The organism is Bacillus sp. NPDC060175, assembly GCF_042728695.1.
In the GTDB taxonomy this organism is placed as follows: domain Bacteria; phylum Bacillota; class Bacilli; order Bacillales; family Bacillaceae_G; genus Bacillus_A.
Genome location: NZ_JBHWYR010000023.1, coordinates 51,925 through 70,364 on the forward strand (window position 1 = coordinate 51,925; position 18,440 = coordinate 70,364).

The window sequence follows — 18,440 nt, forward strand, 5'->3', positions numbered from 1 at the left end:
TTGTTATTCTCCTTTAATTGGAATTGTAGCGCTGGCTTTCGTTAACGTAACGCTATAAATTTGGGAATCAAGCTTTTTAACTGTACCGTAAGAGAATGAGCCAGGTTGTATCTTCTTACCTTCTTCTACACGTATAATTGTTGAAGTATGGTTTGGTAACCCTTGATAGGCAATGTGAACAGCATCATCTTCATAAGAAACATCTAGGTTACCAGTTTGATAAATTTTCATAGAAGCAGTTGCTTCACTTTGAGTCATACTTTTCATATAAGGATACCTTTCTCGTATTTCTTTAATTGTCGTTTTATAAGCTTTAAATAATTCTTCCCATGTTAAGTTACCTGAGCGTTTTTCATCAAGGATATCATCTGGATGGACGAAATGTGAGATAACCCCTAAATTTGCGGTAACATCAGTTAAGATAAATTGCTCTTCATCTGTGATAGCATAGCCACTCGTAATGCGCGGGAAATGATAAATGTTTTTATTCTGTACATCTGGTCCGAATTCTTGAATTAAACTGCCGTTACTTGTGCCTCCCACATATAGAGAAGCAACTGTTTCTATAGTTGGAACCGCGTCGTTTAATGCACTTAATCCAGTTGTATTTATAATATTGGATGGTGGTACATAGGTTTTTAATTTTTCATTTGGAAAGAAGTTATACACGAGTTTTTGTAGAGCATTTAAGGAGCTCTCCATATCCTCTTTTGAATTCCATGGAACATATTCAAGTGCTTTATCTACTGGGTCTGGTGGTAATAATAAAGGTTGATGGTTATAGCCATGAATGCCTATTTCCCCGCCGTGACTTAATAATTCTCTCCCAAATAATAAATAGGTATTTCTATTTTTACCTGAGAAATCTTCAAAAGGTGGAGTTACTTTGTTTTGGTATGTCCCAATTGCAACACCCGTATATTTAATATCAAGCTCTTCAGAGATATTCTTCATATTTTTCCACCAATGTTTTTTATAAAATTCTTCAACAGAAATTTTTTCTGTTGTTAAGTTTTTTAGTTCTCCACTTGGAATCGGAGATGGGAAGTCATCGATATACATAATCTCGGCTCCAAGTTGTGCTGTAGCGAAAGCCGGGAAAATAGTCCCGAGTGATTGAACGAACATACCTCTACCTAATTTATCGTTCAATGCTGTTGTATTCCAATATAAGACTTTTCCTTCACCGTAGTCATTGGTCCAGAGGATGGGAGTATCTTCCGCTGTAATCCAAGTATTAGTTGTATTCTCATCTAGCGTAATATTCATTGAGCTATGAGTAAACAATGGAGAAGAACTTGGGAGATCTGGATAACCAGGGAATAAAACTTCTTCAAAGGTTAATCCTTTCGCATCTTTGAAACCTTCTTTTTTTGTAATACCAAATAATGTGTTCCAGGAAGGATCTGAATCAAGTCGGTTTGCGATAATAATCCTTCCGCCCATTTGTACAAAATTTTGAATATCAGCTTGTGGAAGTTGCGCCATTATTTCACCTGTAATAATAATCCCTGTATAGGGAGAAGGAGTAAGTCCCTTAATTTCATTAGCTGTAATATCTTTATAGTGTAGGTGTGCGTAATCCATTGCCTTCTTTGTATTAAATTCGACTTGTTGTCCTAATGTATTATCCGTTTTTAAAACGTATAATTGCATTTTCTGTCCATTTTGAGTTACATCTTTTGCTTTGAGTGTTTTAACAGTATCTGTTTCTTTAGTTTTAGGAACAGAAAACTTTTGATAAAAATTTTCTGTTCGATATATAAGGATGGATAAAATTAAGAGAAATAAAATGATACTAATAATCCCGATATATATATTAATCCCCTTTTTCAATGTGTGCGCCTCCAAACTGCCTTACAAATAATTGATATTTACGCGGTAGTATATGAATTCTTTTTGCAGTTGTTAGATTGTTGATTAAGTTATAGAGCTTATCCCATAACTTTTGGCCATAATATATTTCAAGTAATCCAACATAGCCGTAATATGATTCAGGATAGAAATGAATAAGATTTAAAAATTGTTCTTCAGACTTTGCATATTGTTTTGTGTGTAGAAACAGGTTTCCAAGGTGGAAAGGGTAAAGAGATTCATTAGGGAATAGTTCTACACTTTGTGTAATAAAATTCATAAATTCAGCGATTATTTTTTCTTTTTGCTGATTAGAAAGAAGACCACTGTTTATATATCTTAAATAGTTAGAAACCAATTCTTTTGCAATTTCATTTTGTGGATTTTGTAGAAATTGCTTATTTAAGTATTCGATCTGTTTTTCGTACCGTTCATTTAGTAAATTAATAGTAGTTGCTGCGTAATGCACAGTTTCAGGATCTTTATGGTGAATGGCTTCTTTCAATAAGCCTCCTTCATTAGAAATAGAGGAGGAGCTTAACTGTACAATGAGTTGTTTATGTAATTCAGGCTTATCTAGTTCTAATCCAGAAGAAAATGAAATTAAGTCCATATCTTGTTTTGCTGATTCCAAAATATCTTCGTAATTATCAACGTGAAAGGCAACATAATCAGAGTATTGCTGTAACCACTCGGTTTTGGAGCGTCTTATATTAAGTAATAACATGATTGCTGATACAATAAGTCCGATAAGCGGGAAAAGAAGAGAGATAATCAAGCAAAATTCAATAATTCCTTTTTTATCTTTAGCAATCAAACTTTTCGTAAATCGAAATAAAAGAAAAACCAAAATAGCATAAATAAAATAAAGAAGGAGTAAAATCATTAGAATATCACTCCTTTAGAAGAAAGAGCATTTTGTATACGAGTTTGAACTTGTAGTAAAAACTTTTCTTCAGTGCCAGGTAATAAAATCATAATTTTTTGTTCGGTCGTACTATAACCGAATATATCGATATCACGTAAATGGTCTTTTAAAATAGAATTTATCATTTCTAAAGAATCTTGCGGAGCATTGAACTCAAAATAGGAATATGGATAAGATAATGTTTCGTAACGTTTTTTTTCTATTTTTAGTAAATGTTCAAATTCATCTTCATAATAAATGCTTGTTTTAGGGAATGTGCGATCCTCTTGATTCGATAGCCAAAGATTAGAAGCGTTCTGTAAACGATCACCCATCCAGCGTAAATACCATGTGAAAAGTTCGAATTGCTCAGAAGTTACTTTTGAAAACTCGATTTCGTCTAATATAATGACGTATTGTACATCATCTTGGAATAGGACGGGACCAACTAAAAGTGGAGCATCTTGAAAATCTTCATCTGTACGGAAAAAAGGTCGATTATGCGCTAGAGCATTTTTGATGACTAACGAAGCGTTTTTAACAAAAATAGATTGAGATAATGTACTTTTACCAGTTTCTGATCTTAATTTAATACGAAGCGATTGTTTATTGTTATCGACGTGATAGATACCAATTTTTTTTGCTCCAAAGTACATTTTTAATACATTTATTCCTTCATCGAGTACAATTTCAGGATGTGTATGATTTAAAGCTTTAAACATATGATACATTTTAGACAAATGGTTATTTGATTCAAGTACACGAGAACGTAGTGTAATACGTGTTTCATCCAATTGTTTCACAACATGTTTTAATTCTTTATTTTCAGCCTTCAGCTCATTATTTATCATATGTACATCTTCATAACGTTCTTTTTGTGAAGTACTCATTAATCCGCAACATAAACTAATAACAAGTAAGAAAATCCAACTTATCCAGTAACCTGATGAATAAAAGTACAGTAATACATCATCTTCTTTATATATACCGCTTACAAAAATATAAATCATTGCTTCCAGAAAGACGAAAAGGGCAATAGATATACCATACCGGCTGGAAATAATTAATGTAATAAATAAGAGTAAGCAGTATTCATACGTAGGTGTTAGAAAATCAGTTAGTATTGAGAGAAAAAATAGTGCAATAAAGAGAATCGTAGGTTCAATCATTTTTTGGAATGAATTGGATTGCTTATAGTACATAAATAAATTCCTTCTTTCATTTGCAAATTTAATTTTGAGGAATAGTACATTGACGCGAAATGCATAATTTAAAAGAATTATTTTAGGATATATAATAGTTAGAGCCCCAATTATTTTATCAATAGGAATATAGTAAATTCAAGGAAAATAAATTCTAATTTTTGTAAATGTATTATGTTTTTTGGGTTTTTATAAAATGATTCAGTTCGCAAAACTGTAAAATATCATGTGTTTACTATATGTCTATTGAGATTTTAAGGTGTTAAAATAGATGGGGCATTACAGTTGTATAGGGGGTAATATTATTATGGCCTGGAAGCGTTCCGTATGTTTTTTTGCTATATTTTCTTTTCTTTTTTCTTCAAATACATTTGCTCAAGCGAATGTTGTGAATCCGATTCTAAAAAATGTACAGAGTTATAAAATTTATTATGGTGAAGCGAATGAGCAAGTAATTGAGAGACTTTCAAAGTACGACATGGTTATTATTGAGCCGTATGCATTTACGAAAGAACAAATTCAACAATTAAAAAAATCAGGAACAGTGGTTCTTGGGTATGTAAGTGTTTTAGAGTTAGAAGCATGGCATAAACCACAAGTAGTGGAATCTGATTATTATTATAGAGACGGCAAGAAAATGAAAATAGAGCAGTGGGATACATATATTATGAATTTAGCTGACGACCATTACCGAGGTATTGTTGTTAATAAAGTAAAACAGCAAATTATTGGAAAAGGTATAGATGGGGTGTTTTTAGATACAGTTGGTGATATTGATGATTATTTTTATAATCAGCCAGCTATACAAGGGGAATTTAGAGAAGCATATGTAAATTTATTAAAAGAAATTAAAAGTGTTGATTCCAACCTACTTCTTATACAGAATTGGGGATTTGATACAATCAAAAATACATCCTTGAATTTTATACATGGTGTATTGTGGGAAGACTTCAATAAACAAGTTATTGCAAAAGATGAATGGAGTCAAAATTGGATGCGCTATTTTAAACAACAAAGCAATAAAATTGTAACGTTTACTGTTACTCCAAATAACGTATCTAAAAAATATAGTTCTATAAATGGATTTATTCCTACAATTAATCCGAATGATATTTATGATAAATAGCAATTGTTTGGAATAAGAGACTATCAAGATTGACTATGACAGTTTAGGTCAGTAATCCGATTATCTTATAAAGATGAATGTATTACTGACCGGCCCTTTTTATATAATAGGGAGACTTAATGAATTCGAACGAGCTGTTTATGGTATACTGTGTTACCTTCTGGGCTTGAATATGGTGGTAAGCTTCGCCCAAAGCAATTTGCAATAATGTTGGAATGATCGTTATATGAAATTCGAATTTCATATAAATCTACAGTGTCATCTAGATCGGCGTAAAAAACGGCAAGATTATTACTGTCGAGAGAATAGGGGAAGCTCGCTTCTACATTTTCTCCAATCAGTACGGGAAGTTTTACAGGAGTGGAATAAGTAGACCAATCCCATACTTCAATAGCTATGTGATGTGGATAGTATTTATCCAGGTTCACAATGTTAACTACAGCAGAAACAGTAGTAGTTTCTTTCGTTAAAACACCAGTTGAATGAACTACATATCGGGGAATTCCATGATGAAGCATATACATCTTACCTTTCTAAAAAGATTAATATGAATTTAAAATATTTTATGTGAAGGATCAATAGAATGAACTAGTATAAATGAATCATTCTATTGATTTTCATAGAAATCAAAGAGAATAATTTAAAAATCATCCCGGGTCTTGTCTTGTTGTTAGAGTGCGTTTATAATCAAGTAATCCTATTACCTTTTTGATAGGATTATTTCTTTTTGAAAGCGTTTTTAATTCGCGGTATTAGGGGAATGCTGTTACTTTCAAATACTGAAAATTTGACTGAGATTAAACAAGAAATAATATTGCCGTATAGCAGTTATTAAAGGTAGTTTCATTTCACTTTTTAAGGTAGGAAGTCTGACTTTTCACATGAAAAACTATGTATGTAGTTTTAAGTAAGAAGAAAGATAATAAAAAATATGATTTTTTATATGGTGGGGAGGTTACAGTGTGAAAATATAAGATTTTCACACGAATATATATGGGTTACGTAGGATTATTACTTTCAGGTGCAGCTTTATTTTTAAATAGTCTTGTCATATTAGGCAAAGTAGAGATGAAAAGTGCAGGTGTTTTTAATTTATTTGTGGGGGCATTACAAATTATCATTCCGTTTTATTTAATTATGATTTCTGATCAAAGTAATTGGACGGTATATTCATACGCAGCTACTTTTTTATTTGGTTTAACTTATTTATATGTAGGCGTTACTTTTATTAAAGGAATGGATAGTAGTGGACTAGGCTGGTTCTGTATTTGGGTAGCAATTATTGCTTTATTCTATATGGTTGTTTCATTTGTTCAATTCCACGATGTTGTTAATGCGCTAACGTGGTTTATGTGGGCATTACTTTGGTATTTATTCTTTGTATTAAATGCACAAAAAAAGAATATCAATCAATATCTTGGCAGAATTGCCTTTGTACAATCGTGGGTAACATTGACGTTGCCTGCACTCTTTTATTTTATGGGAGTATGGGGAGAGGGATTCGTATATGAACTATGGGTTTATGTATCAGTAATTTCTATTTTATATTGCTGCTATTGTATTTTTAAATACCGAGTACGTTAATGTATCGTATGTAGAAAAAACATGGAATCGTTAAACTGATTCCATGTTTTTTCTATTTTAGCGTTTATAATAAAGGTAGTATTTTACAATTAAAAAAATGGGGATGATGAAGGTGAACAAAGTATTGGTGCTAGGGGGAACAAGGTTTTTTGGTAAACATTTAGTAGAAGCACTTTTGCAAGCTGGGGATGATGTAACAATTGCTACGCGGGGAATTACCGAAGATTCCTTTGGCGATACAGTAAAAAGAATTGTAGTAGATAGAGAAGACGAAAAGTTACTGGAAGAGCGTTTGGAAGGTAAAAGCTATGATGTTGTATACGATAATTTATGCTATAGCTCGAATGCTGCGGAAGTTATATGTAAAGTATTACGTGATAGGGTGAAAAAATATGTTATGACATCTTCAATGGCTGTCTATGAACCTGCAATAGACCTGCAAGAAGAGGATTTTAACCCGTATGAGTATTCAATCACGTATGGAGATAGGAAAGATTTTACTTATAGTGAAGGGAAGCGATTAGCAGAAGCGGTGTTGTTTCAACATGCAACATTTCCAGTCGTTGCAGTACGTTTTCCGGTAGTTATTGGAGAAAATGATTATACGAAAAGATTACAGTTTTACGTTGAACATGTTGTGAAACAAGAGGCAATTGTTGTGGATCATTTAGATGGAAAATTGTCATTCATACATGAAAAAGAAGCAGGAGAGTTTTTAGCATGGTGCGGAATGGAAAATATAGAAGGTCCAATTAATGCTTGTAGTAACGGAGTGATTTCCATGGAAGAAGTTATTCGTTTCATAGAAGACAACAGTGGGACAAAAGCTCTTATTCAAGAAGCGGGAGAGAATATAGCACCTTATAATGAAATAATTAATTGTACGTTACATAATAGAAAGGCTCGCGAATTAGGATTTCCGTTCCGAGAATTAAAATTAGAAATAAAAAATGTTTTACAGCATTACATAAATACACTGAAGTAATCATAAATCCCCCGGTGGCAATCCGGGGGATTCTGGAGGATTTCGACAATACTAGTTTTACATTACCAAATTTACCTTATACGCACGACTAATGTTTTTGTGATTGAATTGCTTGTAAATACTTCTCGTTTACTCGATCCCAGTTTACTGTATGCCACCAGTTGGTAACAAACTCTGGGCGCCGATTTTGATACTTTAAATAATAAGCATGTTCCCATACATCAATGACGAGTAATGGGATCTTCCCTTCTTGCAAAGGTGTATCTTGATTTGGTGTACTCATAACAGTAAGTTCTTCACCATCAAGGACAAGCCATCCGTATCCACTCCCAAAACGGCTAATTGCTGCTTTGGACAGTTGATCTTTTAAGTTGTCAAAGGTATTGAAATAATAATCAATTACTTTTGCAACGTCTCCATTAGGCTCACCACCACCTCGTGGGCTCATTACTTCCCAAAAAAGACTATGACAATAATGCCCACCACCGTTATTTCTGATAGCTGTAACAATTTCCTTTGGTAAAGTTTCTAAATTACATAGTAACTCTTCTAAAGATTTATTATGTAATTCCGTATAGTTTTCTAAAGCGGCATTCAAATTATTTACGTATGTCGCATGGTGCTTTCCATGATGAATAGAAAGCGTGTTGCTATCGATATAGGGTTCTAGTTCATCATAGTCATATGAAAGTTTTGGCAATTGAAATGAAGACATAACTTTCCCTCCTTTCTCTCTAAAAGTTGGTTTAGGTAAAAATAGTTTACCTGAGTCAAAATTACACCTATTTTTCATACAAGTCAATAGTAATCTCTTTAATTTTCTGAAAAATATTACAATAAAAGTAACACTTCGACTTTCGTTTGTGACTCTTACTCTTTTTGCTTATACTGTAAAGTAGTAACGTTTTGTTGAAATAGAAGGAGATTGTTTATGAGTAAAACGAAACAATTAATAGAGGAAGCGAGTCATTTTATTACGATTTGCTATAAAGAGCTTAATAAAGAACAATTTATAGAAGAGCGCATGAAAGAAATTCAAGTTGAGATAGAGAAGATGGGGACGTATGAGCATACATTTGAAGAACTTGTTCATGGATCGCGAATGGCATGGCGCAATAGTAATCGATGTATTGGAAGACTATTTTGGAGTAAGATGCACATATTAGATGCACGTGAAGTAAATGATGAGGAAGGTGTATATAATGCATTAATTCATCATATTAAATATGCAACGAACGATGGGAAAGTTAAACCGACAATTACGATTTTTAAGCAATATCAAGGTGAAGAAAATAATATACGAATTTATAATCACCAATTGATTCGATATGCAGGATATAAAACGGAAATGGGAGTGATTGGTGACTCTCATTCTGCTGCATTTACTGATTTTTGTCAGGAACTTGGCTGGCAAGGAGAAGGTACGAATTTCGATGTATTGCCACTTGTATTTTCTATAGACGGGAAGGCGCCTATATATAAAGAAATCCCGAGAGAAGAAGTAAAAGAAGTGCCAATTGAACACCCAGAATACCCTATTTCGTCACTTGGAGTAAAATGGTATGGTGTTCCAATGATTTCAGATATGCGCTTAGAAATTGGCGGTATTTCCTATACAGCTGCCCCGTTCAATGGATGGTATATGGGAACGGAGATTGGGGCGCGTAACTTAGCTGATCATGATCGTTATAATTTACTGCCAGCCGTTGCGGAGATGATGGATCTAGATACATCTAGAAATAGTACGTTATGGAAAGACAAGGCACTAATTGAGTTGAATATTGCCGTATTACACTCTTTTAAAAACCAAGGAGTTAGTATTGTGGATCACCATACTGCTGCACAACAGTTTCAACAATTTGAGAAGCAAGAAGCAGCTTGTGGACGGGTTGTAACAGGGAATTGGGTGTGGCTCATTCCACCGTTGTCACCAGCTACCACTCATATTTATCATAAACCGTATCCGAATGAAATTTTGAAGCCGAATTTCTTTCATAAATGATATTTGGTATAGGGTTTTTTTCTGCAAAATATAATTTTTTTTAATTACTGTTACGTAGCAAATGGAAGCCTTTACTCTCGGTTATTTTTGGAAGGGGATTTTTGAACCAAGGAGTTCCTTATGTTATAATCAAATTTCTGTTTCGAAGACCTTATAGAAATATAAGGTCTTTTGTTTTGCTTTTTTATGTGATAGGAATAGAAATTTTCTTTTAAATAAGGGGTTTAGCATATTTTTAGGGACAACATAAGTGTGTAGAAAATTGATGAATTATTATGCTTATATAATCATTGTGTTTTGGGTGTAAACAATAAAACATAATAAAGTTGTTTTTTTAGATTGCTGAGGAAGGAGGAAGTGTAAATGAGGATGAAGAGTCAAAAAACGGATTGGCCTGTATTTCTTATTAGTGGTGGCTCACTTTTATTATTTGTAATTGCAGTTATTTTAAATAAAAGTTATGTAGAGGGAGTCATTAATAGCAGTTTTGCAGCTTCAATTAAATATTTTGGTGCCTTTTGGCAGGTTTTATTAATTGGTACATTTATTGTTGCGATGTGTATGGCGTTCTCGAAATATGGGAGAGTTAAACTTGGGGGATTAGAAAAACCTGAGATTAGTACGGCAAAATGGCTCGCTATTATTATGTCTACATTACTTGCCGGAGGTGGCGTTTTTTGGGCAGCAGCAGAGCCAATGTATCATTTGATGACGGTGCCACCAATACATGAAGGGATATCTGCTGGAACGAAAGAAGCAGTCATGCCTGCTTTAGCACAAAGTTATATGCACTGGGGTTTCTTGGCATGGACGATTTTAGGGACAATTAGTGCAGTAGTTATGATGTATGGGCATTATCATAAAGGTATGCCGTTAAAACCTCGAACGCTTTTATATCCTATTTTTGGGGAGAAATTGCGAAAGAGCTTTCTTGGAACAATGATTGATGTATTTGCAATTATTGCGGTAGCTGCAGGAACAATTGGCCCAATCGGATTTTTAGGATTACAAGCAAGTTATGGCCTACAAGCATTATTTGGAATTCCTGATGTGTTTACTACTCAATTAGCAATTATTATTTGTGTAGTGGCCGTTTCTACTATATCTGCGGTAACGGGAATTAATAAAGGGATTCAAATAATAAGTGATTTAAATGTTAAACTAGCGATTTTATTGATGGTGTTTGTGTTATTCTTTGGACCAGGTGGATTTATTATTGATTCATTTGTTTCTTCGTTTGGATTTTATATAAATGAATTTATACCAATGAGCACATATCGCGGGGATACAGGTTGGTTAGGATCTTGGACAATCTTCTTTTGGGGATGGTTTATTGGATATGGACCGATGATGGCAATTTTAGTGAGTCGAATTTCAAGAGGAAGAACGATTCGAGAAATCATCGTTGCAATTGGAATTATTGCACCTATTATTACAACATTTTGGTTTACGATTTTGGGAGGATCAGGTGTATTTTATGAGTTAATGAAGCCTGGCTCTATCTCGGCTGCATTAAGTGAATCTGGTATGCCAGCAGCTATGATTGCAATTACGCAGCAGTTGCCACTCTCTAATATTATTGGACCGGCATTTCTTTTATTAACAATTTTATTTGTAGTAACAACAGGAGATTCAATGGCCTATTCTATCTCAATGGCAGTGACTGGAGAGGGAGATCCTAGAATTAGCTTACGAATTTTTTGGTCGCTTATTATGGGGGCAGTTGCAGCGATCCTATTATATATGGGAGAGGGAAGCATTAATGCACTGCAATCCTTCATTGTAGTGACAGCTGTTCCAGTATCAATTCTGTTATTCCCGATGCTATGGCTAGCACCTAAAGTTGCAGGGGAATTAGCATTAAAGCAAGGAATTGTAGAAGAAAAAGATAAAACAGCTTTCTTATTCCAGAAAGCTAGTAAATCAAAGTAAATAATAAACAAACATTGAAAAGAGGAAGCATCTTAAGTGAGATGCTTCCTCTTTTATGCTTAATCTAACACTTTTCCCTTTGCTTCGGGTACACATAATAGCATCGTAATCAATCCGATTGGATAGATAATAAAAATTAGGGACAATGCTCCAAGTAGATTGCCGCCCGTAGCGAGTAATCAAATAATAACCGGTCCAAATCCTGCTAATCCACGCCCTGTGCCGAAAATAAAGTTTTCCGCTGTGGAGCGAGCTTCGGCAGGAGGTTGTTATGTGTAAAATATTTCAAAAAGCATTTCATTCTTCTTGACGCACGCTTCATTATTTTCCCATAATAAAACTAACTAATATAAAAAGGAATGAATCACAGATGCTAAATTTAGTACTTATGATGATTGAACGCGTCGGACTTATTGTTATTTTAGGATTTTTACTTTCTCATATTAAAACGTTCCGGCGTCTTCTTCATAAGCAAGACGGATATGTAGATAAGTTTAAGCTTATTTGTATTTTTTCAGTGTTTACAATTGTAAGCAATTACACAGGGATTGAAATAGCAGGAAATACTATTATGAATGAAAATTGGTTACAAGGTGTTTCATCATCCAGCACAATTGCGAATACACGAATCATGGGTGTAGGAATTAGTGGGTTGCTAGGTGGGCCTATCGTCGGAATTGGAGTAGGTTCTATTGCGGGTATTCATCGTTATATGCTTGGCGGAACGACGGCAGTAAGTTGTGCAATCTCATCAATTTTGGCTGGGATTATAACAGGTTATATTGGATATATCTTCAAAAAATATAACCGTATTATTACACCTAAATTTTCTGCGGTTTTAAGCGTTTTTATCGTTTCTTTAGAAATGCTTATGATTCTATTAATTATAGAAGATGGACTTAGTGTTGTGAAAACAATTGCGCTACCGATGATTCTTGTAAATAGTTTTGGCAGTTTTATTTTACTTTCGATGATACTAGCCATTTTACGACAAGAAGAAAACGCAAAAGCTTTGCAAACGCATAAAGTATTACGAATTGCTGATAAGACGTTACCATATTTCCGCCAAGGGTTAACAGAAGAGTCTTGTAAACATGTGGCACAAATTATTCACCGCTTTACGGGAACGGATGCGGTATCCTTAACAGATACAGAGAAAATCTTAGCTCACGTTGGATTAGCATCAGATCATCATATTCCTTCACACAGTTTAATAACAGGCTTATCAAAAGAAGTATTAAAAACAGGGAAAATAATGAAGGCGAAATCATGTGAGATTATTAATTGTCAACATGAAGGGTGTCCATTACAAGCGGCAGTTGTTATTCCATTAACTTCACATGGAAATACGATAGGAACATTAAAACTTTATTTTAAAAACTCTAACCAATTAAGTCGTGTTGAAGAAGAGTTAGCGGAAGGGCTGGCGAAAATATTCTCCACACAGCTTGAGTTAGGTGAAGCTGAGTTACAAAGTAAGTTATTGCAAGATGCCGAAATAAAAGCGCTGCAAGCACAAATCAATCCGCATTTTTTATTTAATGCAATTAATACAGTATCAGCTTTATGCCGAACGGATGTAGAGAAAGCGAGAAAATTATTATTGCAGCTTAGCGTTTATTTTCGTTGTAATTTGCAAGGGGCACGACAATTACTTATTCCATTAGAACAAGAGTTGAATCATGTACATGCATATTTATCGTTAGAGCAAGCGAGATTTCCGAATAAGTATGAAGTGAAGATGTACATTGAAGAGTCACTAAAGGTGACTTTAGTTCCACCATTTGTGCTTCAGCTATTAGTTGAAAATGCATTGCGCCATGCTTTTCCGAAAAAGCAGCCAGTGTGCCAAGTCGAGGTACATGTGTTTGAAAAAGAAGGGATGGTTCACTTTGAAGTAAAGGATAATGGACAAGGGATTGAGAGTGAACGTCTAGAGCAATTAGGAAAAATGGTAGTTCCATCAAAGAAAGGGACGGGAACAGCTTTATATAATATTAATGAACGACTTATCGGGTTATTTGGGAAAGAGACAATGCTTCAAATTGAAAGTGAATTAGAGCAAGGGACAAAGATCCTCTTTGTAATTCCGAAAAAAGTAGAGGAGGAAAAACGGAGTGTTAAAAGTATTAGTAGTTGATGATGAAATGTTAGCACGGGATGAATTGAAATATTTATTAGAGCAAACAAAAGAAGTAGAGATAATTGGTGAGGCGGATTGTGTAGAGGATGCATTAGAAGAATTAATGCAAAACAAACCAGATATTGTTTTTCTAGATATTCAATTATCTGATGATAACGGATTTGAAATCGCAAATATATTAAAGAAAATGAAAAATCCACCTTCAATTGTGTTTGCTACTGCATATGACCAATATGCGCTGCAAGCATTTGAAGTAGATGCATTAGATTATATTTTAAAGCCATTTGATGAAGAACGTATCGTACAGACATTAAAGAAATATAAAAAACAAAAGCAAATAAAATTAGAAACAAAGCAAGATATAAAGAGTGTAGATGTAACGACCGAGATGCATAAATTAGCATTACCAATCGAGGAATCAATTGTACTTGTTAACATTGAAGATATTATTTATGTAGGGCTTGTAGATGGGAAAGTAACTGTAAAGACAATGAAAGAAACATATGTAACACATGATACGCTTGTCATTTTGGAAAAGAAATTACCACAAACAATTTTTATGCGTGTTCATCGTAGTTTCGTTGCTAATATTAATCATATTTCTGAGATACAGCCGTGGTTTAATTCGACTTATAACTTAATTATGAAAGAAGGATCCAAAGTCCCAGTTAGCCGTACATATGCAAAAGAACTTAAAAAGCTGCTTCGTATTTAAGAAGCAGCTTTTGTATTTCACCGTATGATTATTGTAATTGGCTGTATATATTTGACATCCCGTTATGTAAACGCTTACTTAGGTGTTTGTATCCTATAAAATAAAGGTACCAAATCAAAAGAGGTGGCCAAAATGAGCACAAAAAAAGTATATGGATTTCTATCACAAATATTCGTTTTTTCAGCTATTATGTTAGTTTCTAATATTATCTCAACCCATTTACCAATTCCGATGCCTTCATCAGTAATCGGGTTAGTCGTTTTATTTAGTCTATTATGTTTAAAGGTTATTAAATTGGAGCAAGTTGAATCACTTGGAACAGCCTTAACAGGTATTATCGGATTCCTTTTCGTCCCATCAGGTATTTCAGTTATTAACTCTCTTGGTGTAATGAGCCAATATTTCGTACAAATCCTAACCGTAATCGTTGTCGCAACAATTATTTTACTTGCTGTAACAGGTTTATTTGCACAATTGATTTTAGGTAAAGATGACAAAGAAACAAAAGAGACAAAAGAGTTGAAAGTTGTAAACAAAAGAAGCAAACACGGAAAAGTCGCGTAACTATTTTAGACCATACATGGTTAGGAGGTAATGAACATGACAAGCACAATGACTCCATATTTCGGAATCGTCGTTTCATTAATTGCATACGGAATCGGAACGTTTTTATTCAAACACTCAAAAGGATTCTTCTTATTTACACCACTATTCGTAGCAATGGTATTAGGGATTGTATTTTTAAAGGTAGGTAGCTTTACCTTTGAGGAATATAATACGGGCGGAAAGATGATTAGTTTTTTCTTAGAGCCAGCAACAATCGCATTTGCAATTCCATTATATAAACAAGTTGATAAGTTAAAAAAATATTGGTGGCAAATTTTATCGGCTATCGTGGTTGGATCTATTTGTTCAGTGGTTGTTGTGTTCATTGTCGCAAAAGCAATTGGTTTAGATACAGCTGTAATGAACTCAATGTTACCGCAGGCAGCAACAACAGCAATTGCATTACCAATATCTGAAAGTATCGGTGGTATTCCAGCAATTACATCATTTGCAGTTATCTTTAATGCAGTTATCGTATACGCATTAGGAGCTTTATTCTTAAAAACATTTAGAGTTAAACATCCGATCGCTAAAGGTTTAGCTCTTGGGACAGCGGGACATGCGTTAGGGGTTGCAGTAGGGATCGAAATGGGTGAAGTAGAAGCAGCTATGGCAAGTATCGCTGTGACAGTAGTTGGTGTTGTAACAGTAGTTATCATTCCGATGTTTATGCCATTCATTGGGTAATATAACTTACTTAAAAAATTATAAAAGCAAGCTATTTGTAGGACGGATTTCTACTGATAGCTTGCTTTTTATGTTACAGTATTGGTAAGACCTATTTCTATAAGAATAAAAGTTTCCTTAAATCTTCATTAATACTATGCATAATGCGTTTTGAAATAGGTCATTGTATTGTAAAATAAGAAGTAACATAATATATTAGCAAAATTAACGGGCGGTTAGGGTTGAAGATAAATTGCTCGCAATGGCTTTAATATTAAAGGATAATTATAAGTAGAGAATAGAGAGAGCTACTTGTTAAAGTTTTACTTTATAGGACAGGAGAGAGTACTCGTCGATTATGCAAATAAAAAACCTGTTTCAAAGCAAAGGATTTCAGAGGTTAATCGTATTAGTATTACTTGCTCTCATATTGTATGGGATGCAAAGTATGTTAAATTTAATTTTAATTACGTTTATGTTGACGTATTTAATGGATCGATTCCAAAAGTTTATTTCTCGTAAATTAGATCATTTCATGCCAATTAATCGGAAAATTATTATAGCGCTTTTATATGTAATGTTAGTGGCGGGAATTGCAATTACGCTATTTAAATATTTACCGGTATTAACAATACAAATTTCACAATTGATTTATCAATTCAATGTATTTTTAAGAAATCCACCTGATAGTGAATTAATTAAGTATGCAGTTAATGCTGTGAATCATATGGAGCTTTCTAAATATGTAGGGCAAGGCGTAGACATTTTGTATAAATCTATTACGAATGTTGGGAAATTTGGCCTTCAAGTTTTACTTTCTGTAATTTTGAGCTTATTTTTCTTACTTGAAAAAGCACGTATTGTTGCTTTTACTTCGAAATTTAAAGAAAGTCGACTTGCAATTTTCTATAACGAAATAGAGTATTTCGGAAAGAAATTTGCACGTTCATTCGGAAAAGTAATCGAAGCACAATTTTTAATTGCAATTGTTAACTGTGTTTTATCTGTTATCGCATTATGGATATTGGGATTCCCGCAATTACTAGGTTTAGCATTAATGATTTTCTTGCTTGGTTTAATTCCAGTGGCGGGTGTTATCATCTCGTTATTCCCACTCTGTATGATTGCTTACAATATCGGCGGTATTATGTATGTCGTTTATATTGTAGTTATTGTAACAGTAATTCATGCGCTTGAAAGTTATGTATTAAATCCGAAGTTTATGTCACAAAAAACAAATTTACCAATCTTCTACACATTTATGGTGTTAATTTTTTCTGAGCATTTCTTAGGTGTATGGGGGCTTATTATCGGTATCCCAATCTTCATTTTCTTATTAGATGTTTTAGATGTAACAAGTGATGAAATGGAGCAGGACGTTGGAACGAAATAAAGTGAAGCAAGAAATGAACTGTGCCCTATAAAATGGACAATTTAATAAAAAGACCTTTAAAATTATGCACTTAAAAGATGGTTCCGGTATTGTACCGGGGCCATTTTTTTGAGTGTCCATTGATAACAATCATAATTATAATCTTGCATATAATCCTATATTACCTGCCTTTCGAGTTCGTCTAACTTTTTTAAGAATGCCAGTTCCGCTTCTAGAAAAACAATACGAGCTTCTGCTTTCTTTAGCTCGTCATCAGAAGATAACATTTTTGTGGAAGGACGACCAGTACTTCCTTTTCCACGGCGTTCCGTATAGAATCCTTCTTCACCAAATTGTTCATACGTTTTTCTCCAACTTTTCAAACGTTGATTTGTTTTTTTACCAATGATCTCTAAATTGAATCCACTCTCCAAAAAGATTTGATTCGGACCTTTTCCACTTTGATTTTCTTTTCCAGCTTTTATTTTAAAATCTGCACAGTAGGTAATAGAACATTCTGATACCTTCACGACATTTTCGTTCTTCTCTAGTTGTTTCATTTGTATTTCATTAAAAATAAGTTTACTCATTTCCCGTACTTCACTTTTATCATTGTTTTCATTCTAACGAGGAATGAGTGTGAAAATACACAAAACCCCCGAATCATGGACTTTTTTAGTGTCCACGATTCGGGGGCAGTTCAATTAAACAAAAAACTTCTTTTTTATTACCTTAAAGACAATTGAATAACTTAATAAACATTTGTATATATAGTTTGATGAATATATTTTATAACCTTAAAATTAAAATCCTTCTGGAAATGCTCTTGCTGCAAATTTGAATGAACCAACACCGCCATTATCATTATATGCAGAGATGGTATATTTTCCACTTGATACCCAATCTGACCAACTATTACTAAAGTAAAGTGTTTTTTGCGCTCCTGGACTTATACTTTCTCAATAAAGCATATGGCCTGCTGAATTTATAAGTTTATAGTGTAAAGTACTTGGCCCCGTGTTTTGAATCCAGAATTTAAGATCATCGCCAGATTTATTCCTTTAATAACCAGCTCCAGAGCCGTTATTAAAGGAAACTGTTTGACTTCCTAATAATATTGATGAATACATGATGATTGAATCGTTACCATTTCCTGGATTAATTTCTGTTACTTCAGGAGTTTTATTCATGTTCACGTTCGTTTCTGGTACTGATGTTGATGCTGCAGCTGTCCCTGTTCCAATTAAAGATAAAGCGATTACTGGTAATACTAGTAACTTTTTCATGCCATTAACTCTCCTTTTAAAGTAAATTAATACATTTTATAGTTTCGTTTTCAACAAATG

At 33.7% G+C, this 18,440-nt stretch carries 17 protein-coding genes and 1 pseudogene; 10 read left to right on the top strand and 8 right to left on the bottom strand.

From position 1 onward, the window contains the following. Positions 1–3 precede the first annotated feature (3 nt). Genes ACFWDE_RS13880 through ACFWDE_RS13890 form a run of 3 tightly spaced genes read right to left on the bottom strand, consistent with a single transcriptional unit; the run spans position 4 to position 3,963 of the window. Complete coding sequence (locus ACFWDE_RS13880) at positions 4–1,836, bottom strand: DUF2194 domain-containing protein (protein WP_377892880.1); 1,833 nt, start codon at positions 1,834–1,836, stop codon at positions 4–6. After that, positions 1,820–2,740, bottom strand: coding sequence for a tetratricopeptide repeat protein (locus tag ACFWDE_RS13885; protein ID WP_377892881.1), 921 nt, complete (start codon positions 2,738–2,740; stop codon positions 1,820–1,822). Before ACFWDE_RS13885 ends, ACFWDE_RS13880 begins: the two co-directional genes overlap by 17 nt. Then, positions 2,740–3,963, bottom strand: a complete 1,224-nt coding sequence (locus ACFWDE_RS13890) for a GAF domain-containing protein (protein ID WP_377892883.1) — start codon at positions 3,961–3,963, stop codon at positions 2,740–2,742. The genes ACFWDE_RS13885 and ACFWDE_RS13890 overlap by 1 nt, the downstream gene beginning before the upstream one ends. A gap of 307 nt (positions 3,964–4,270) precedes the next feature. On the opposite strand from ACFWDE_RS13890, the gene ACFWDE_RS13895 reads away from it, so the two are divergent. Continuing rightward, positions 4,271–5,089 carry a glycoside hydrolase family 191 protein gene (locus ACFWDE_RS13895; RefSeq protein WP_215554896.1) on the top strand — a complete coding sequence of 273 codons (819 nt, stop codon included), beginning with the start codon at positions 4,271–4,273 and terminating at the stop codon, positions 5,087–5,089. Positions 5,090–5,205: 116 nt separating this feature from the next. Here the strand turns inward: ACFWDE_RS13895 and ACFWDE_RS13900 are convergent, their stop codons facing one another. Then, positions 5,206–5,607, bottom strand: a complete 402-nt coding sequence (locus ACFWDE_RS13900; RefSeq protein WP_377892885.1) for a hypothetical protein — start codon at positions 5,605–5,607, stop codon at positions 5,206–5,208. 475 nt (positions 5,608–6,082) lie between these two features. Here ACFWDE_RS13900 and ACFWDE_RS13905 point away from each other — a divergent pair, with 475 nt between their 5' ends. Next, complete coding sequence (locus tag ACFWDE_RS13905) at positions 6,083–6,673, top strand: AmiS/UreI family transporter (protein ID WP_193647848.1); 591 nt, start codon at positions 6,083–6,085, stop codon at positions 6,671–6,673. A 106-nt stretch (positions 6,674–6,779) separates the two neighbouring features. Continuing rightward, positions 6,780–7,658 carry an NAD-dependent epimerase/dehydratase family protein gene (locus tag ACFWDE_RS13910; protein ID WP_377892897.1) on the top strand — a complete coding sequence of 293 codons (879 nt, stop codon included), beginning with the start codon at positions 6,780–6,782 and terminating at the stop codon, positions 7,656–7,658. An 88-nt stretch (positions 7,659–7,746) separates the two neighbouring features. On the opposite strand, the gene sodA is transcribed toward ACFWDE_RS13910, so the two are convergent. After that, entirely contained in the window at positions 7,747–8,373 is a 627-nt protein-coding gene (sodA, locus tag ACFWDE_RS13915) for a superoxide dismutase [Mn] (RefSeq protein WP_377892887.1), read from the bottom strand. Positions 8,374–8,589: 216 nt separating this feature from the next. Between sodA and ACFWDE_RS13920 the strand changes: the two genes are divergently transcribed. Together ACFWDE_RS13920 and ACFWDE_RS13925 are read left to right on the top strand one after the other, a co-directional pair. Next, entirely contained in the window at positions 8,590–9,660 is a 1,071-nt protein-coding gene (locus ACFWDE_RS13920) for a nitric oxide synthase oxygenase (protein ID WP_377892889.1), read from the top strand. A 363-nt stretch (positions 9,661–10,023) separates the two neighbouring features. Next, complete coding sequence (locus ACFWDE_RS13925; RefSeq protein WP_377892890.1) at positions 10,024–11,592, top strand: BCCT family transporter; 1,569 nt, start codon at positions 10,024–10,026, stop codon at positions 11,590–11,592. A 59-nt stretch (positions 11,593–11,651) separates the two neighbouring features. On the opposite strand, the pseudogene ACFWDE_RS13930 reads toward ACFWDE_RS13925, so the two are convergent. After that, positions 11,652–11,855, bottom strand: a pseudogene (locus ACFWDE_RS13930) (MFS transporter); the annotation flags it as partial. Positions 11,856–11,962: 107 nt separating this feature from the next. Here ACFWDE_RS13930 and lytS point away from each other — a divergent pair. The 5 genes from lytS to ACFWDE_RS13955 all read left to right on the top strand — a co-directional run bounded on the left by lytS (position 11,963) and on the right by ACFWDE_RS13955 (position 17,115). Further along, complete coding sequence (gene lytS, locus ACFWDE_RS13935) at positions 11,963–13,732, top strand: two-component system sensor histidine kinase LytS (protein WP_377892891.1); 1,770 nt, start codon at positions 11,963–11,965, stop codon at positions 13,730–13,732. Next, complete coding sequence (locus ACFWDE_RS13940; protein ID WP_002144610.1) at positions 13,710–14,450, top strand: LytR/AlgR family response regulator transcription factor; 741 nt, start codon at positions 13,710–13,712, stop codon at positions 14,448–14,450. The genes lytS and ACFWDE_RS13940 overlap by 23 nt, the downstream gene beginning before the upstream one ends. Positions 14,451–14,582: 132 nt before the next feature. Then, positions 14,583–15,014, top strand: a complete 432-nt coding sequence (gene lrgA, locus ACFWDE_RS13945; RefSeq protein ID WP_377892892.1) for an antiholin-like murein hydrolase modulator LrgA — start codon at positions 14,583–14,585, stop codon at positions 15,012–15,014. A gap of 36 nt (positions 15,015–15,050) precedes the next feature. Further along, entirely contained in the window at positions 15,051–15,743 is a 693-nt protein-coding gene (gene lrgB, locus ACFWDE_RS13950; RefSeq protein ID WP_377892893.1) for an antiholin-like protein LrgB, read from the top strand. A 337-nt stretch (positions 15,744–16,080) separates the two neighbouring features. Then, positions 16,081–17,115 (top strand): AI-2E family transporter, encoded by a 1,035-nt coding sequence (locus tag ACFWDE_RS13955; RefSeq protein ID WP_377892894.1) that lies wholly within the window; start codon positions 16,081–16,083, stop codon positions 17,113–17,115. A 155-nt stretch (positions 17,116–17,270) separates the two neighbouring features. Here ACFWDE_RS13955 and ACFWDE_RS13965 read toward each other — a convergent pair whose 3' ends face one another. Further along, positions 17,271–17,684: an HTH domain-containing protein gene (locus ACFWDE_RS13965; RefSeq protein ID WP_377892895.1), complete on the bottom strand. Its 414-nt coding sequence runs from the start codon at positions 17,682–17,684 to the stop codon at positions 17,271–17,273. Between the two features lie 471 nt (positions 17,685–18,155). Beyond that, the gene (locus ACFWDE_RS13970) at positions 18,156–18,380 is read right to left on the bottom strand and encodes an SH3 domain-containing protein (RefSeq protein ID WP_377892896.1); all 225 of its coding nucleotides are present in this window, start codon (positions 18,378–18,380) and stop codon (positions 18,156–18,158) included. Between the last annotated feature and the right edge of the window lie 60 nt (positions 18,381–18,440).

Coding starts and splice junctions, on each gene's coding strand:
- ACFWDE_RS13895 (WP_215554896.1), top strand. CDS start 4,271: ATGGCCTGGAAGCGTTCCGTATGTTTTTTTGCTATATTTTCTTTTCTT.
- lytS (WP_377892891.1), top strand. CDS start 11,963: ATGCTAAATTTAGTACTTATGATGATTGAACGCGTCGGACTTATTGTT.
- lrgB (WP_377892893.1), top strand. CDS start 15,051: ATGACAAGCACAATGACTCCATATTTCGGAATCGTCGTTTCATTAATT.
- ACFWDE_RS13920 (WP_377892889.1), top strand. CDS start 8,590: ATGAGTAAAACGAAACAATTAATAGAGGAAGCGAGTCATTTTATTACG.
- ACFWDE_RS13885 (WP_377892881.1), bottom strand. CDS start 2,740: ATGATTTTACTCCTTCTTTATTTTATTTATGCTATTTTGGTTTTTCTT.
- ACFWDE_RS13970 (WP_377892896.1), bottom strand. CDS start 18,380: ATGAAAAAGTTACTAGTATTACCAGTAATCGCTTTATCTTTAATTGGA.
- ACFWDE_RS13900 (WP_377892885.1), bottom strand. CDS start 5,607: ATGCTTCATCATGGAATTCCCCGATATGTAGTTCATTCAACTGGTGTT.
- ACFWDE_RS13890 (WP_377892883.1), bottom strand. CDS start 3,963: ATGTACTATAAGCAATCCAATTCATTCCAAAAAATGATTGAACCTACG.
- ACFWDE_RS13955 (WP_377892894.1), top strand. CDS start 16,081: ATGCAAATAAAAAACCTGTTTCAAAGCAAAGGATTTCAGAGGTTAATC.
- lrgA (WP_377892892.1), top strand. CDS start 14,583: ATGAGCACAAAAAAAGTATATGGATTTCTATCACAAATATTCGTTTTT.
- ACFWDE_RS13905 (WP_193647848.1), top strand. CDS start 6,083: ATGGGTTACGTAGGATTATTACTTTCAGGTGCAGCTTTATTTTTAAAT.
- ACFWDE_RS13925 (WP_377892890.1), top strand. CDS start 10,024: ATGAGGATGAAGAGTCAAAAAACGGATTGGCCTGTATTTCTTATTAGT.
- ACFWDE_RS13910 (WP_377892897.1), top strand. CDS start 6,780: ATGAAGGTGAACAAAGTATTGGTGCTAGGGGGAACAAGGTTTTTTGGT.
- sodA (WP_377892887.1), bottom strand. CDS start 8,373: ATGTCTTCATTTCAATTGCCAAAACTTTCATATGACTATGATGAACTA.
- ACFWDE_RS13965 (WP_377892895.1), bottom strand. CDS start 17,684: ATGAGTAAACTTATTTTTAATGAAATACAAATGAAACAACTAGAGAAG.